The organism is Actinopolymorpha singaporensis (genome assembly GCF_900104745.1).
Classification (GTDB): Bacteria; Actinomycetota; Actinomycetes; order Propionibacteriales; family Actinopolymorphaceae; genus Actinopolymorpha; species Actinopolymorpha singaporensis.
In genome coordinates this window covers 1,470,547-1,486,532 of record NZ_LT629732.1, presented here as the reverse complement: position 1 = coordinate 1,486,532, position 15,986 = coordinate 1,470,547, and the positions used below count along the sequence as shown (strand labels likewise).

Here is a 15,986-nt window from a genome sequence, read left to right as displayed (position 1 = left end):
ACAACCCAAGGAAACCAAACCACAACCACACATGGCCCTGGCCTGATCCCTCAGGACCCAACAACGTGCCTCAGCGCCACCCACAACCCACGCCCCGTTCCACACCCCCCAACCCACCACCAAAGGCAGCAAGCAAACAGAGGGGTAGTACTAGGCCACGCGGAAACCGTGGACGAACACCCACTAGCCGATGCTCCACTAATGAGCTCACCGCTCCGACACACACGGCCGGACAACGGCGCCCTGGACAACCACCAACGGCGGCCACCAGAAAAGCTCCTTAGAAAGGAGGTGATCCAGCCGCACCTTCCGGTACGGCTACCTTGTTACGACTTAGTCCTAATCGCCAGCCCCACCTTCGACGGCTCCATCCCACAAGGGGTTAGGTCACCGGCTTCGGGTATTGCCGACTTTCATGACTTGACGGGCGGTGTGTACAAGGCCCGGGAACGTATTCACCGCGGCGTTGCTGATCCGCGATTACTAGCGACTCCAACTTCACGGGGTCGAGTTGCAGACCCCGATCCGAACTGAGGCCGGCTTTTAGGGATTCGCTCCACCTTACGATTTCGCAGCCCATTGTACCGACCATTGTAGCATGTTTGCAGCCCTGGACATAAGGGGCATGATGACTTGACCTCATCCCCACCTTCCTCCGAGTTGACCCCGGCAGTCTCCTATGAGTTCCCGGCATTACCCGCTGGCAACATAGGACGAGGGTTGCGCTCGTTGCGGGACTTAACCCAACATCTCACGACACGAGCTGACGACAGCCATGCACCACCTGTGCAGAGCCCTTACGGACCCCGTATCTCTACGAGATTTCTCTGCATGTCAAACCCAGGTAAGGTTCTTCGCGTTGCATCGAATTAAGCAACATGCTCCGCCGCTTGTGCGGGCCCCCGTCAATTCCTTTGAGTTTTAGCCTTGCGGCCGTACTCCCCAGGCGGGGCGCTTAATGCGTTAGCTGCGGCACGGAGAACGTGGAAGTCCCCCACACCTAGCGCCCAACGTTTACGGCGTGGACTACCAGGGTATCTAATCCTGTTCGCTCCCCACGCTTTCGCTCCTCAGCGTCAGGTAAGGCCCAGAGAGCCGCCTTCGCCACCGGTGTTCCTCCTGATATCTGCGCATTCCACCGCTACACCAGGAATTCCACTCTCCCCTGCCTACCTCTAGTCTGCCCGTATCGAAAGCAAGTCCGGAGTTAAGCCCCGGATTTTCACTTTCGACGCAACAAACCGCCTACGAGCCCTTTACGCCCAATAATTCCGGACAACGCTCGCGCCCTACGTGTTACCGCGGCTGCTGGCACGTAGTTGGCCGGCGCTTCTTCTGCGGGTACCGTCACTCACGCTTCGTCCCCGCTGAAAGAGGTTTACAACCCGAAGGCCGTCATCCCTCACGCGGCGTTGCTGCATCAGGCTTCCGCCCATTGTGCAATATTCCCCACTGCTGCCTCCCGTAGGAGTCTGGGCCGTGTCTCAGTCCCAGTGTGGCCGGTCGCCCTCTCAGGCCGGCTACCCGTAAAAGCCTTGGTAGGCCATCACCCCACCAACAAGCTGATAGGCCGCGAGCCCATCTTCAGCCGATAAATCTTTCCACCACCACCCATGCAGGCAGAGGTCATATCCGGTATTAGACCCAGTTTCCCAGGCTTATCCCAGAGCTGAAGGCAGGTTGCTCACGTGTTACTCACCCGTTCGCCGCTCGAGTACCCCGAAGGGCCTTTCCGCTCGACTTGCATGTGTTAAGCACGCCGCCAGCGTTCGTCCTGAGCCAGGATCAAACTCTCCGTTGAAAACCAACAAAAAGCCACCCCAGCAAACAAACAACCCCAAAAAAAACAGGGCCGCCTGTCACCAAAGGAATCCGTGACAAGACACCACACAACACCCAAAAACCAAAAGGCCATCAGGCACGCGCAGCACTTGCCAACGGGGCAAAAAACACTGCATCGACTTTCGGCACGCTGTTGAGTTCTCAAGGATCAGACACACACCAGAACCAGACCTCCCAGCCCGGCTCCGGGGCAACTCTTCTACGTTACTTGCTCCGACCATCCGTGTCAACTCGGCTGTTCGGGGCACCCTCAAGATCCGCTCAGAACGCCGAAGCGCTCCTGCGCTGATCTCATGGGGGGTGATCGCTGGTCCGGCCACCTCTTCGGTGTCCTGCGCTCTCAGCGACCCGGTAAACCTTACCGATCTCTCCGCTGCCCGGCAAATCGGGCCCCTCGTGACCGGCTCGCCTGGATCCCACGTCCGTCACGCAGCTGCGTGATGAGCGATGTGTCCCTGCGCTCTGGCCGCCGTTCCGGCCGCCTTTCGGCGTCCCGCTCTCCGGCGACTCGTAGAAGTTACATGGTCGTCTCGCGATGGTCAACCCGGGGGTCGACCATCGCGAAGTCCGCTCGGAGGCACCTACGGAGGCCCCTGAGGACGCCTGGCGGGACGCCGAACGCGTCCGCCCCGGCCGACGGGGAACAGGCGTACTTCACCTGTGCGCCGCCGACCGGGGCGGGTTCCTCGGCGGGTGATCGACTACTTACTTCTGATCGCCGGGCTTGTCCTCGTCCACGACCTCGCCCTCCACGAGGTCGTCCCCGCCGCCGGTGGAGGCGTCACCAGCGCCCGCGCCGGTGTCGCCGGCCGGGGTGCCCTGGGCCTGCTGGGCATTGGCATAGATCGCCGAACCCATCTTCGTCCGCGACTCCGACAACTTGTCGAACGCCGACTTCAAGGCATCGTTGTCCTCACCCTCCAACGCCTTCTTCAACGCCGCGACATCCTGCTCGACCTCCGACTTCACCTCCGCCGGAACACTGTCAGGGTTGTCCGCCACGAACTTCTCCGTCTGATACACCAGCGAATCCGCCTGGTTACGCAACTCCGCGGCCTCACGACGGCGACGGTCCTCCTCCGCATACTGCTCCGCGTCCCGGACCATCCGGTCGATGTCCTCCTTCGGGAGGGCAGACCCACCCGTCACCGTCATCTTCTGCTCACGACCCGTCCCCAGATCCTTCGCAGACACATGCACAATCCCGTTCGCATCAATGTCGAAGGACACCTCGATCTTGGGTACGCCGCGCGGCGCCGGCGCGATGCCGGTGAGCTCGAAGTTCCCGAGGGACTTGTTGTCGGCCGCCATGGCCCGCTCGCCCTGGAACACCTCGATCAGGACGGACGACTGTCCGTCGGCCGCGGTGGAGAAGATCTCCGACTTGGTGGTCGGGATCGTCGTGTTCCGCTCGATGATCTTGGTGAAGATGCCGCCCTGGCCGGACAGTCGGCCCGACGCGATGCCGAGGGACAGGGGAGTGACATCCAACAACAAGACATCCTTCACCTCACCCCGCAACACACCCGACTGCAACGACGCACCAATCGCCACCACCTCATCAGGGTTCACACCCTTGTGCGGCTCCTTACCACCCGTAAGCTCCCGCACCAGATCCGCCACCGCAGGCATCCGCGTCGACCCACCCACAAGAATCACGTGATCGATCCTGCCCACCTCGACCCCGCCATCCTTCAACACCTGCTGGAACGGCCGACGACACCGCTCCAACAAATCCCCCGTCATCCGCTGGAACTCAGCCCGGGTCAACTTCTCGTCCAAATGCAACGGACCCGACTCACCCAACGTCACATACGGCAGATTGATCGACGTCTCCGACGCCGACGACAACTCGATCTTCGCCTTCTCCGCAGCCTCCGTCAGCCGCTGCTTCGCAATCTTGTCCGCCCCAAGATCCACACCATGCTTGTTCCTGAACTGAGTCACCAACCAGTCCACGATCTTGGCATCCCAGTCATCCCCACCCAGATGATTGTCACCCGAGGTCGCCTTCACCTCGAACACACCCTCACCAATCTCCAACAACGAGACATCGAAGGTCCCACCACCCAGATCGAACACCAGAATCGTCTGATCCGACCCCTTGTCCAACCCATACGCCAACGCAGCCGCAGTCGGCTCATTGATGATCCGCTGAACATTCAACCCAGCGATCTCACCAGCCTCCTTCGTCGCCTGACGCTGCGCATCCGAAAAATACGCCGGCACGGTAATCACCGCATCCGTCACCGACTCCCCCAGATACGCCTCCGCATCACGCTTCAACTTCTGCAACACAAACGCAGAAATCTGCTGCGCCGTAAACGGCTTCCCATCCACAGACGCCGACCAACCCGACCCCATATGACGCTTCACCGAACGAATCGTCCGATCAACATTCGTCACCGCCTGCCGCTTCGCCACCTCCCCCACCAACACCTCACCATTCTTCGCAAACGCCACCACCGACGGAGTCGTCCGCGCACCCTCCGCATTCGTCACAACCGTCGGCTCCCCACCCTCAAGAACCGCCACCACAGAATTCGTCGTACCAAGATCGATACCGACCGAACGAGACATAACCACAAGCCTCCGAGCCAGATTGGGGGTGCGACGCCCGCGAGGGCGCCGCACCGGGTGTTGTCTACCGATGAAGAGGGGAGCCGACCGGTCGGCCGGATCGAACGGACAGGGTTGTCAGGTGCCTGAGTTGCGAGGCCCGGGTCAGGCGACCCGGGCGGGTTCGGACGGGGCGAGCTCGATCTCCAGCGAGTCGTTGGCGTCGTTGACGTCGACGAGGACACGGTTGCCGTCGCGGACCTCGCCGGCGAGCAACTTGCGGGCCAGGCCGTCGCCGATCGCCGACTGCACCAACCGGCGCAGCGGACGGGCGCCGTACACCGGGTCGTAGCCGGTCAGCGCCAGCCACTCCTTCGCGCCGTCGGTGACCTCGAGCCTGATCCGCCGGTCGGCCAGCCTCCGGGCGAGGGCGGAGACCTGGAGCTCGACGATGCGGGTGAGTTCCTCCGTACCCAGCGGATCGAACAGCACCACCTCGTCCAGGCGGTTCAGGAACTCCGGCTTGAACGACGTGCGGACGACGTTCATCACCAGCTCGCGCTTCTTCTCCTCCGCCAGCGCCGGGTCGGCGAGGTACTGCGAACCCATGTTGCTGGTGAGGATGAGGATGACGTTGCGGAAGTCGACCGTGCGCCCCTGCCCGTCGGTGAGCCGGCCGTCGTCGAGCACCTGCAGGAGTACGTCGAAGACCTCCGGGTGCGCCTTCTCCACCTCGTCCAGCAGGATGACGGAGTACGGGCGGCGGCGAACCGCCTCGGTCAGCTGACCGCCCTCCTCGTAGCCGACGTAACCGGGCGGCGCACCGACCAGGCGGGCCACCGAGTGCTTCTCGGCGTACTCGCTCATGTCGATCCGGACCATCGCGCGCTCGTCGTCGAAGAGGAACTCGGCGAGCGCCTTGGCCAGCTCGGTCTTCCCGACACCGGTCGGGCCGAGGAACAGGAACGATCCGGTCGGCCGGTCCGGGTCGGACACGCCGGCGCGGGCACGGCGTACGGCGTCCGACACCGCGGTCACGGCACGGCGCTGCCCGATGAGTCGGTGCTCGAGCTCGTCCTCCATCCGCAGCAGCTTGCCGGTCTCGCCTTCGAGCAGCCGGCCGGTGGGGATGCCCGTCCAGGCGGACACCACCTCGGCGACCTCGTCGGGCCCGACCTCGTCGCGCACCATCGACACCGTGTCGGAGACCTCGACCGGCGCCTCACTGGCCTCCCGCAGCTCCTTCTCCAGCTGCGGGATCTCGCCGTAGAGGATGCGGGCCGCCGTCTCCAGGTCGCCCTCACGTTGGGCGCGCTCGGACTGCACCCGCAGGTCGTCCAGTCGCTGCTTGACCTCGCCCACGTGGTTGAGGCCGGACTTCTCCTTCTCCCACCGGGCCTCCAGCCCGCGCAGCGTCTCCTCGCGGTCGGCGAGCTCGGCGCGCAGCGTGGCCAGGCGTTCCTGGCTGGCGGCGTCGTCCTCCTTGGAGAGGGCCAGCTCCTCCATCCGCATCCGGTCGACCTGCCGGCGCAGCTCGTCGATCTCCACCGGGCTGGAGTCGATCTCCATCCGGAGCCGGCTCGCCGACTCGTCCACCAGGTCGATCGCCTTGTCGGGCAGCTTGCGCCCGGTGATGTAGCGGTTGGACAGGGTCGCGGCGGCAACCAGGGCCGCGTCGGCGATCTGCACCTTGTGGTGCGCCTCGTAGCGCTCGCGCAGGCCGCGCAGGATCGCGATGGTGTCCTCGACGGACGGCTCACCGACGAAGACCTGCTGGAACCGGCGTTCGAGGGCGGGGTCCTTCTCGATCCGCTGGCGGTACTCGTCCAGCGTGGTGGCGCCGATCATCCGCAGCTCGCCGCGGGCCAGCATCGGCTTGAGCATGTTGCCGGCGTCCATCGAGCTGTCGCCGGATGCCCCTGCGCCGACGACGGTGTGGAGTTCGTCGATGAACGTGATGACCTGGCCGTTGCTCTCCTTGATCTCGTTGAGTACGGCCTTCAGGCGTTCCTCGAACTCACCGCGGTACTTCGCGCCGGCGACCATCGAACCCAGGTCGAGCGCCACCAGCCGGCGTCCCTTCAGCGACTCGGGAACGTCACCGGCGACGATCCGCTGGGCGAGTCCCTCCACGACGGCGGTCTTGCCGACGCCGGGCTCGCCGATCAGCACGGGGTTGTTCTTGGTACGCCGGGACAGCACCTGGATCACCCGGCGCACCTCGGAGTCCCGCCCGATCACCGGGTCGAGCTTGCCCTCGCGGGCGCGTTCGGTGAGGTCGACGGAGTACTTCGAAAGTGCCTTGTAGGTGCCCTCGGGGTCGGGGGTCGTCACCCGCGCGGAGCCGCGGACCTGGGCGAACGCCGCCAGCAGGGCCTCGGCGTTGGCGCCGGCCCGGGTCAGGACGTCCTTGGCAGGGCCGGCCACGGTCGCGAGCCCGACCAGGAGGTGCTCGGTGGAGACGTACTCGTCGCCGAGCTCGGTCGCCTGGTCCTGGGCGACCTGCATCACCTGGTAGAGCGGACGGGACAGTCCGGGCGCCTGCACGGTCGACCCGCTCGCCGCGGGCAGCCGCTCGGCGGCGTCGACGGCGGACTTCTCCACCGTCCGGCGGTCGGCACCGACCGCCTCGAGGAGGCTCGCCGCGGTGCCTTCCGGCTCGGCGACGAGCGCGATGAGCAGGTGGACGGGCTCCACGGCCGGGTTGCCGCCGTTGGCCGCCCGGCGGATCGCGGCCGAGAGCGCGTCCTGGCTCTTGGTCGTCAGTTTCTGTGCATCCATGGTTTCCGTGTCCCCGGTTTCGGTGTCCCCGTCGTGGTCATCGGGTCTTCTGCTGGTTGAACCATCCGGAAGTTGAGTCCATTCCACTCAACTTTGTGATCGTTCGGGGCCCTGGGTCGTGGGTGGTCATGGCGGGACCCGTGAGATCAGGGCTGTCGCCGACGCCGCGCCCGGCCCTTCCAGACCACGACGGCCTGGCTCGGGCGGGGCAGGAGCTCGGGGAGATAGGCCGCCTGCTCGGCGGCTCGTTCGAACATCAGCCGGGCGTCCTCGAGAGCGCCTTCCAACTCCTGCACCCGTGCGCCGAGTGTCTCGACCACGGACTCCAGCTCGAGGATCCGCCGCACGCCCTCCAGGCCGATGCCCGCTGCGGTGAGTTCGGTGACGTGCCGCAGGGTCTCGATGTCGCGGAGCGAGTAACGCCGGCCGCCGCCCCCCGACCGGCCCGGCCGTACCAGGCCGAGCCGGTCGTAGGTGCGAAGCGTCTGCGGGTGCAGGCCGGTGAGTTCGGCCGCGACGCTGATGACGTACACCGGTGTCTCGGCGTCCATCGACACGTCGAAGGCCGGCCGGGAACGGCGCGAACCGTCCGGCGAGCCGGCACGGGTACTCGTCATCGGACGCCTTCCTTCCCGCCGTACCCACCGTGCGCCGCGTCGGTACCGGTCGCCCGGCGGTAGGCGTCGAGGGCTTCCCGGGCCTTGTCGTCGAGGTGGTCGGGGACGACCACTTCCACGGTGACCAGCAGGTCGCCCTTGGTGCCGTCCCGGCGGGCCGCGCCCTTGCCGCGTACGCGGAACGTACGGCCGTTGGGTGTGCCCGGCGGAATCTTCAGGGTGACCAGCGGGCCGGCGAGCGTGGGCACCTTCACCTCACCACCGAGCGCAGCCTCGGGAAACGAGATCGGCACGGTGACGGTGAGGTGCTCGCCCTTGCGGCCGAACCGCTCATCCGCCTGCACGTGCACGGTGACGTACAGGTCGCCGGCCGGTCCGCCCCGCTCACCCGCGGCGCCCTTGCCGCGCAGCCGGATGCGCTGGTTGTCGTACACCCCGGCAGGGATGCGGACCTGCATCGTGCGCGCCGACTCCGCCCGGCCCGACCCATGGCAGGTCGGGCACGGGTTGTCGACCACCAGGCCACGGCCCCGGCAGGAGCGGCACGGCTCGGTCATCGCCAGCCGACCGCCCTGGGAGGTCGCCCGCATGCCGACGCCCTCGCAGTCCGGGCACACCCGCGGCATCGTGCCGGCCTTCGCCCCGGTGCCCGAACACGCCGGGCACGGCGCGTCACTGGTCATCCGGAGCGGCACCGTCACGCCGTCGACCGCGTCGCGGAAGCCGATGGTGACCTCGGTCTCCACGTCGGCACCCCGGCGCGGGCGAGTGCCCGGCGGGGTCCGGGTGCGTCCACCGGTGAAGATGCCACCGAGGATGTCGCCCAGACCACCGCCACGGTTGCCGCCCTGCTGGGTGAAGATGTCGCCGAGGTCGAACGGGAAACCGCCGGTCTGGCCGCCGGCCCCTCCACCGCCGCCGGGGAAGCGGAACCCGCCTCCGCCGAACAGCGACCGTGCCTCGTCGTACTCCTTGCGCTTGGCCGGGTCGGAGAGGACGGAGTAGGCCTCGGAAACCTCCTTGAACCGCTCCTCCGCCTTGGCATCACCCCGGTTGGCGTCGGGGTGGTTCTGCCGGGCGAGCTTGCGGTAGGACTTCTTGATCTCCTCGGCCGATGCATCCTTGGAGACGCCGAGCACCTTGTAGAAGTCCTTCTCGAGCCATTCCTTCGTGCCCATGGTGCTCCCCACCTCCCCCTTGCTCAGCCGTTGCCGGTCGGCGGTTGGTCGTCGGCGCCCGCCGTGGCGCCTTCGTCGTCGGCCGACCCGGACTCCGCCCCGGAGGCCGCGTCGGCGTCGACGCTGGGCGCCGCCTGCTCCGGCGGCAGTCCGACGGTGGGTTCGGTGACGGCGACCCGCGCTGGCCGGAGCACCCGCTCGCCCAGCCGGTAGCCCGGCTGCAGGATGGCCGAGCACGTCGGCCCCGACACGTCGTCGGAGTACGCGTGCATGAGCGCGTCGTGGATCCGCGGGTCGAACTCCTCGCCGACCTCGCCGAACTTCACCAGCCCCAGCTTGGACAACGAGGTCTCCAGCGCCTCGGCCACCGCCTTGAAACCGCCGGACAGCTCGTCGTGCTCCCGGGCCCGGCCGATGTCGTCGAGGACGGGCAGGAGTTCGGTCAGCACGCTGCCGACGGCCTGTTCCTGGTTGGCCTGCCGGTCGCGGTCGACCCGCCGCTTGTAGTTGACGTACTCCGCCTGGAGCCGCTTGAGGTCGTTGGTGCGTTCGACCACGGCCGCCTTGAGCGCCTCCACCTCCGCGGCGGACACCGCCGGGGCCTCCTCGGCGCCGCCACCCGGCTCACCGGTCGCGGCGGTGTCGGCCGCCTCGCCGGCGTCGGGCGAAGGCGCGGTCGCCCGCGCCTCCTCCCGGATCTCACCGGTACGAGGGTCGATGCGCCGTCGGTCGCGGACCACGGGTCCTTCGTGTTCCTCGGCCTGGCTCACTTCTGACCGCCCTGTCCCTCGTTGCCGCCCGCGGGCTTGTCTTCGTCGACGATCTCGGCGTCGACCACGTCGTCGTCCCCGCCGCCGGTGGAGGCGTCACCAGCGCCCGCGCCGGTGTCGCCGGCCGGGGTGCCCTGGGCCTGCTGGGCATTGGCATAGATCGCCGAACCCATCTTCGTCCGCGACTCCGACAACTTGTCGAACGCCGACTTCAAGGCATCGTTGTCCTCACCCTCCAACGCCTTCTTCAACGCCGCGACATCCTGCTCGACCTCCGACTTCACCTCCGCCGGAACACTGTCAGGGTTGTCCGCCACGAACTTCTCCGTCTGATACACCAGCGAATCCGCCTGGTTACGCAACTCCGCGGCCTCACGACGGCGACGGTCCTCCTCCGCATACTGCTCCGCGTCCCGGACCATCCGGTCGATGTCCTCCTTCGGGAGGGCAGACCCACCGGTCACCGTCATCTTCTGCTCACGACCCGTCCCCAGATCCTTCGCAGACACATGCACAATCCCGTTCGCATCAATGTCGAACGCGACCTCGATCTGCGGGACGTTTCGGGGTGCGGGCGGAAGTCCGGTGAGCTCGAAGTTGCCCAGCGACTTGTTGTCGCGGGCCATCTCGCGTTCGCCCTGGAAAACCTCGATCATCACCGAGGGCTGGTTGTCCTCGGCCGTGGTGAACACTTCGGAACGCTTCGTGGGAATGGTGGTGTTGCGCTCGATGATCTTGGTGAACACACCACCCTTGGTGGCGATGCCGAGGGACAGGGGAGTGACATCCAACAACAAGACATCCTTCACCTCACCCCGCAACACACCCGACTGCAACGACGCACCAATCGCCACCACCTCATCAGGGTTCACACCCTTGTGCGGCTCCTTACCACCCGTAAGCTCCCGCACCAGATCCGCCACCGCAGGCATCCGCGTCGACCCACCCACAAGAATCACGTGATCGATCCTGCCCACCTCGACCCCGCCATCCTTCAACACCTGCTGGAACGGCCGACGACACCGCTCCAACAAATCCCCCGTCATCCGCTGGAACTCAGCCCGGGTCAACTTCTCGTCCAAATGCAACGGACCCGACTCACCCAACGTCACATACGGCAGATTGATCGACGTCTCCGACGCCGACGACAACTCGATCTTCGCCTTCTCCGCAGCCTCCGTCAGCCGCTGCTTCGCAATCTTGTCCGCCCCAAGATCCACACCATGCTTGTTCCTGAACTGAGTCACCAACCAGTCCACGATCTTGGCATCCCAGTCATCCCCACCCAGATGATTGTCACCCGAGGTCGCCTTCACCTCGAACACACCCTCACCAATCTCCAACAACGAGACATCGAAGGTCCCACCACCCAGATCGAACACCAGAATCGTCTGATCCGACCCCTTGTCCAACCCATACGCCAACGCAGCCGCAGTCGGCTCATTGATGATCCGCTGAACATTCAACCCAGCGATCTCACCAGCCTCCTTCGTCGCCTGACGCTGCGCATCCGAAAAATACGCCGGCACGGTAATCACCGCATCCGTCACCGACTCCCCCAGATACGCCTCCGCATCACGCTTCAACTTCTGCAACACAAACGCAGAAATCTGCTGCGCCGTAAACGGCTTCCCATCCACAGACGCCGACCAACCCGACCCCATATGACGCTTCACCGAACGAATCGTCCGATCAACATTCGTCACCGCCTGCCGCTTCGCCACCTCCCCCACCAACACCTCACCATTCTTCGCAAACGCCACCACCGACGGAGTCGTCCGCGCACCCTCCGCATTCGTCACAACCGTCGGCTCCCCACCCTCAAGAACCGCCACCACAGAATTCGTCGTACCAAGATCGATACCGACCGAACGAGACATAACCACAAGCCTCCGAGTTGAGAGCCGCCCGGCGGGTGCCGTGCGGATGGATCTGGTGTTGTGTGTGCGATGCGCTTGCGCGATCGTGCTGGGGTCGCCCCCACCGGCGGTGGCCGGAGTCCGACCTGTGAGCCTTGAGTGCAACCGGCTCAATCTTGCCGACCTAGCCCGCTGCAGTCAACAGAGGTGAGTCAGCTTGGCTCAAGTTCAGGGTCGGGTCAGGGTCACCTCCGGGTTCCCGTGCGAAGACGTCGCAGGTCGGGGTGGCCGTCGGGCTCGGCCGTCGGGGCGGCCGGCGGGCAGGCGAGCCAGCACGAAAGTTCCATCCGGGGCCCGCCTCACAGCGGAAGACGGGCATGCGAGAGGGCCCCGAGATCACCAGTGGCGATCTCGGGGCCCTCTCGACTCGTCGCGCGGTGACTACGGGTGGGTGTTCCGGTCGGCGGCGCCGCTGACGCGGTGGCTCACCTGGCCGACCACCCGAGCGTCGGTCATGAGCAGGTGTAGATCTTGAAGTTGTCCACATCCATCACCGACGCCTGGCCGTCGCTCGACAGACCGCTGGCCGAGATCCGGAACTTGACCTTCTTCCCGGCGAGAGTCAGCAGGTTGTACTTCGCCGAGGCCCAGCCGTGGGAGTCGTGCTTGGTCCACGAACCCGGGTTGACCGACCCGGGCAGGGTGTTGGCGTTCCTCCAGATCCCGCTGCCGTCGTCGTACTCCAGCTTGGCGGTCGTACCCGAAGAGGGCTGGTACAGGCTGAACAGGGTGGCGTAGTCGATCCGCAGCCAGCTACCGGCCGGGATGGTCTTCTGGTTAGACGTCGCCGTGCTGCTCGTGACTGCCGGGTAGGGGGAGTACGCCGGCTGGGTGAACAGCCCGAGCGCATCCTTGCCGGTGTTGACGTAGTCGAACCCGAGGTCCGCCTTCGTCAGGCCGGCCCCACCGGCCATCGACCAGTCCGACGGAGTGGTGTCGAAGGTCTGCACGTAGGACGTCTTCACGTTGCCGGCGGTGCAGTAGGGCGTGGCAACCGGGGCGGCGTTGGCCGGGTCCTTGTAGAGCTCGGTCGCGCGGACGGCCTTGTCGACCTGGGCGCAGTCGTCCTCGGTGATGTAGGTGCCCGTCTTGCCGATGTTCTTGCGGCACGAGAGCGGCAGGACGTTGAACAGATCCTTGTAGTCCGTACCCGAGGTCATCAGGTTTTCGGCGGTCCAGTAGATCTTGAACGCCTTCGCCAGCCCGACACCACGGATGGTGTAGCCGTTGAAGGTGTCGCCCTGGGTCAGCAGGTAGGCGGTCTTGTTGCCCGGACCGCTGTTGGTGTGCACGCCACCGCTGTCGCGGAACTGCGCGTCGGCAGCCCACATCGAGGACGTCAGCCGGTCAGGCTGGTCGAACTTGGTCGGGTCCTTCATGCTGCGCAGCGGCGCGGGCAGGTCCGGCGACGCCGGCTTCTCGTCCTCACCGATCAGCCAGCCCTGGTCGCTGGTGGCCTTGCCGGGGTTGGCGGCCAGGTCGATCAGCTCGCCCATGGTGTCGGAGATCGACTCGTTGATCGCACCCGACTGGTAGGCGTAGTAGAGCGCGGAGGTGTGGGACGTCACGCCGTGGGTCAGCTCGTGGCCGGTCACGTCGAGGCCGGTCACACCGTCGCCGTAGACCATCTGCTGGATGCCGTCGCTCCAGAAGGCGTTGGCCAGGGGGCAGCCCGGCTGCAGCTGCGACAGGCAGGTCCGGGTGGAGGCCTTCAGCGTCTTGCTGTCGCCGCCGATGAACGCCGAGACGTCCAGGCCGGCGTAGGAGGCGTACCACTTGGAGACGACGCCGAGGTTGTCGTACACCTTGTCGACGTCGGCGATGCCGGACTTCGCCTGGCCCTCGCGGCGGGTGTACTTGTTGGTGGACCCGTCGCACACGGCGCCTTCCAGGTCACCGGCGTCCTTGTTGTTCAGGTCGCAGATGTCGCGCTTGAGCGCCGCGTGGTTGTTGCTGACGGCCAGCGCGACGGTGTGGAAGCCGCTGTCGACGAAGACGGTGTAGTCGACGGCGTGGTCGGGAGTGTTGACCTGGAACTTCTGCGTCTCGCGGTTGACCGGCGCACCGGGCGCACCCAGCAGCGAGGGGTTGTAGATCCAGCGACCCTCGCTCTTGACCTCGAGCTTGGCGGCGGACACCTCCGCCTTCTTGGCGACGTAGCTGCGCGCCACGGCGCGGCTGGCGCCGACGCTGAACAGCTTCGTCTTCTTCGGCGCCTGCACCGAACCCTTGGCGGTCTTGCCGAGCAGCGCCTCGAGGTTGTTCTGCTTGTCGAGGGACGCGACCAGCTCGCCCGCGACGACCGGGACGCCGTTGATGTACTGCTGCATCCGGACGGTGTTGCCGCCGTCGACCTTCTGCGCCTTGACCGTCCTCATCTGGGCCGGGTCGACGCCGAGCTTGCCGGCGAAGTTCTGCAGGTGCGTCCTGGCCGCGGTCTTCGGAGACTCCGACGAACCGTTCGGCAGCTTGATCGCGGACCCCTTGGCCGCGATGCCGGTGACGTCGCCGTCCGAACCCTCCAGGACCTTGATGGTGCTGTCCGGCTTCTTGGGCAGGAAGCTCGGGCCGGACATCGTGCCGGCGTATGACGGTGCGGCGAGCGCCAAAGCGCTCCCGCTGACGACCGTCGCCAGGGCGGCGATACCGCCGACTGCGCGTCGGTACTTCACTAGGAACCCCCATTAGTCCGAAGTGTGACGTGACCTCGCGTACCGGAGCGATCCGAACGCGCATACAGGTGCCCGAGGAGCCTAGTGGCAAATCGGACGTTTTGGATACCCGAGGTGGGACAAATCCAAGCCGGCTCCGAGATACTGAGACCGGACATGACGAAGTGGTTACTGTGCGCGCAGCTCGCTGGGCTTCGGGGCCCTCAGAACCTTGGTGGCCGCTCACTCACCACACGGCACGAACCGCAGCGTCCAGCCGGCCAGCGACGTCGTCCACCCGTCGGTGCCGACTGCCGGCCACGACCTGCACGCCACCGCTGACCACCGAGTCGACGTCGGCCGCGGTGGCGGCGAACACCACCGCCTGCGCGGCGTGTGCCGGGTCGGTTCCGGCGGTACGCACCGAGTCCAGCCGGACGCTCACCAGGTCGGCGCGGGCGCCGACCTCGATCACCCCGGTGTCGGGGAAGCCGAGCGCACGATGGCCCGCCTCGGTACACACGGTGAGCAGGGCGGACGCGGACCAGTGGCCGCGGCGTCCGGTGGCGAGGCGCTCACCCCATTCCAGGGCGCGGGCCTCGGCGAAGAGGTCGGCGACCGCGTGGCTGTCGCTGCCCAGGACGAGGGTGGCGCCGGCCCGGGCCAGCGCGCCCGCCGGACCGAGTCCGTCGGCGAGGTCGCGTTCGGTCGTGGGACACAGGCACACGGTCGTGCCGGTCTGGGCGAGCAGGCCGACGCCGCCGTCGTCCAGGTGCGTGGCGTGCACCGCCGTGGCGCGGGGGCCGAGGACACCGCGGTCGAACAGCAGGCGTACGGGATCCATGCCGTACGCCGCGACGCAGTCGGCGTTCTCGCGAGGCTGCTCGGCGACGTGGACGTGCAGCGGTGCGGCCCGGGCGTGCGCCCACGCGGCCACGCTCGGAAGCTGCTCGGCGGGTACGGCACGCACCGAGTGCACCGCGGCCCCGATCGTCACGTCGTCGGCGCCGGCGTATCTCTCGTACAGCGCGTCCACGCGGCTCGCCCACCGCTCGGCGTCCCCGTCGCCGAAGCGTTCCTGCACTCCGGCCAGCGGTGCACCGATCCCGCCGGTGAGGTAGCACGCGTCGAGCAGGCAGATGCGGACGCCTGCGGTACGGGCGGCGGCGATCAGCATGTCGGCCATCGCGTTCGGGTCGTCGTAGCGGCGGCCGCCCGGCCCGTGGTGGAGGTAGTGGAACTCCCCGACACAGGTGACTCCGGCCAGGGCGAGTTCGGCGTACACCGCGACGGCGAGGTCGTAGTAGCTGTCGGGATCCAGCCGCTCGGCGACCTCGTACATCCGGTCCCGCCAGGTCCAGAACGTGCCGGTCCCGCCGCTGGTCCCGGTGCGGCCGCTGCCGCCACCGTCGTCGGTACCTTCGAGCGGGTCCTGGGTGCGCCCGCGCAGCGCCCGGTGGAAGGCGTGCGAGTGCACGTCGGCCAGGCCGGGGATGGTCAGCCCGGGTAGCTGGACGGCCGAGGCGGGCGGCCGAGGCACGTTCGTGCGGACCGCCGTGATCCGCGTCCCTGCCACCTCCACCACCACGCCGGGCTCGGCCTGGCCGGGCGGCAGCCAGGCGAGCGCGCACCAGTACGCGGTCGGCTCCGGGTTCATCCGTTACTCATC

Annotated in this window: 8 protein-coding genes and 1 rRNA gene; all 9 read right to left on the bottom strand. The window is 66.7% G+C overall.

From position 1 onward, the window contains the following. Positions 1-284: 284 nt before the first annotated feature. Positions 285-1,801: ribosomal RNA gene (locus tag BLU27_RS06715) — 16S ribosomal RNA — on the bottom strand. Positions 1,802-2,547: 746 nt separating this feature from the next. Then, a complete protein-coding gene (dnaK, locus tag BLU27_RS06710) occupies positions 2,548-4,422 on the bottom strand; it encodes a molecular chaperone DnaK (protein ID WP_092651627.1) in 1,875 nt (624 codons plus the stop codon). A 144-nt stretch (positions 4,423-4,566) separates the two neighbouring features. Beyond that, positions 4,567-7,182 carry an ATP-dependent chaperone ClpB gene (gene clpB, locus BLU27_RS06705; RefSeq protein ID WP_092651625.1) on the bottom strand — a complete coding sequence of 872 codons (2,616 nt, stop codon included), beginning with the start codon at positions 7,180-7,182 and terminating at the stop codon, positions 4,567-4,569. A gap of 146 nt (positions 7,183-7,328) precedes the next feature. Further along, the gene (locus BLU27_RS06700; RefSeq protein ID WP_092651623.1) at positions 7,329-7,799 is read right to left on the bottom strand and encodes a heat shock protein transcriptional repressor HspR; all 471 of its coding nucleotides are present in this window, start codon (positions 7,797-7,799) and stop codon (positions 7,329-7,331) included. Next, entirely contained in the window at positions 7,796-8,977 is a 1,182-nt protein-coding gene (gene dnaJ / locus BLU27_RS06695) for a molecular chaperone DnaJ (RefSeq protein ID WP_092651621.1), read from the bottom strand. Before dnaJ ends, BLU27_RS06700 begins: the two co-directional genes overlap by 4 nt. A 23-nt stretch (positions 8,978-9,000) precedes the next feature. Continuing rightward, complete coding sequence (grpE, locus tag BLU27_RS06690) at positions 9,001-9,747, bottom strand: nucleotide exchange factor GrpE (RefSeq protein WP_092651619.1); 747 nt, start codon at positions 9,745-9,747, stop codon at positions 9,001-9,003. Beyond that, the gene (gene dnaK, locus BLU27_RS06685) at positions 9,744-11,627 is read right to left on the bottom strand and encodes a molecular chaperone DnaK (RefSeq protein ID WP_092651617.1); all 1,884 of its coding nucleotides are present in this window, start codon (positions 11,625-11,627) and stop codon (positions 9,744-9,746) included. Before dnaK (BLU27_RS06685) ends, grpE begins: the two co-directional genes overlap by 4 nt. 491 nt (positions 11,628-12,118) lie before the next feature. After that, positions 12,119-14,338 (bottom strand): M4 family metallopeptidase, encoded by a 2,220-nt coding sequence (locus tag BLU27_RS06680; protein WP_092651615.1) that lies wholly within the window; start codon positions 14,336-14,338, stop codon positions 12,119-12,121. A 226-nt stretch (positions 14,339-14,564) separates the two neighbouring features. Beyond that, positions 14,565-15,974 (bottom strand): formimidoylglutamate deiminase, encoded by a 1,410-nt coding sequence (locus tag BLU27_RS06675; protein ID WP_092651613.1) that lies wholly within the window; start codon positions 15,972-15,974, stop codon positions 14,565-14,567. Positions 15,975-15,986 lie beyond the last annotated feature (12 nt).

Bases quoted from the DNA above. Each gene is read 5' to 3' on its own strand.
- dnaK (WP_092651627.1), bottom strand. From the start codon at position 4,422: ATGTCTCGTTCGGTCGGTATCGATCTTGGTACGACGAATTCTGTGGTG.
- clpB (WP_092651625.1), bottom strand. From the start codon at position 7,182: ATGGATGCACAGAAACTGACGACCAAGAGCCAGGACGCGCTCTCGGCC.
- BLU27_RS06700 (WP_092651623.1), bottom strand. From the start codon at position 7,799: ATGACGAGTACCCGTGCCGGCTCGCCGGACGGTTCGCGCCGTTCCCGG.
- dnaJ (WP_092651621.1), bottom strand. From the start codon at position 8,977: ATGGGCACGAAGGAATGGCTCGAGAAGGACTTCTACAAGGTGCTCGGC.
- dnaK (WP_092651617.1), bottom strand. From the start codon at position 11,627: ATGTCTCGTTCGGTCGGTATCGATCTTGGTACGACGAATTCTGTGGTG.
- BLU27_RS06675 (WP_092651613.1), bottom strand. From the start codon at position 15,974: ATGAACCCGGAGCCGACCGCGTACTGGTGCGCGCTCGCCTGGCTGCCG.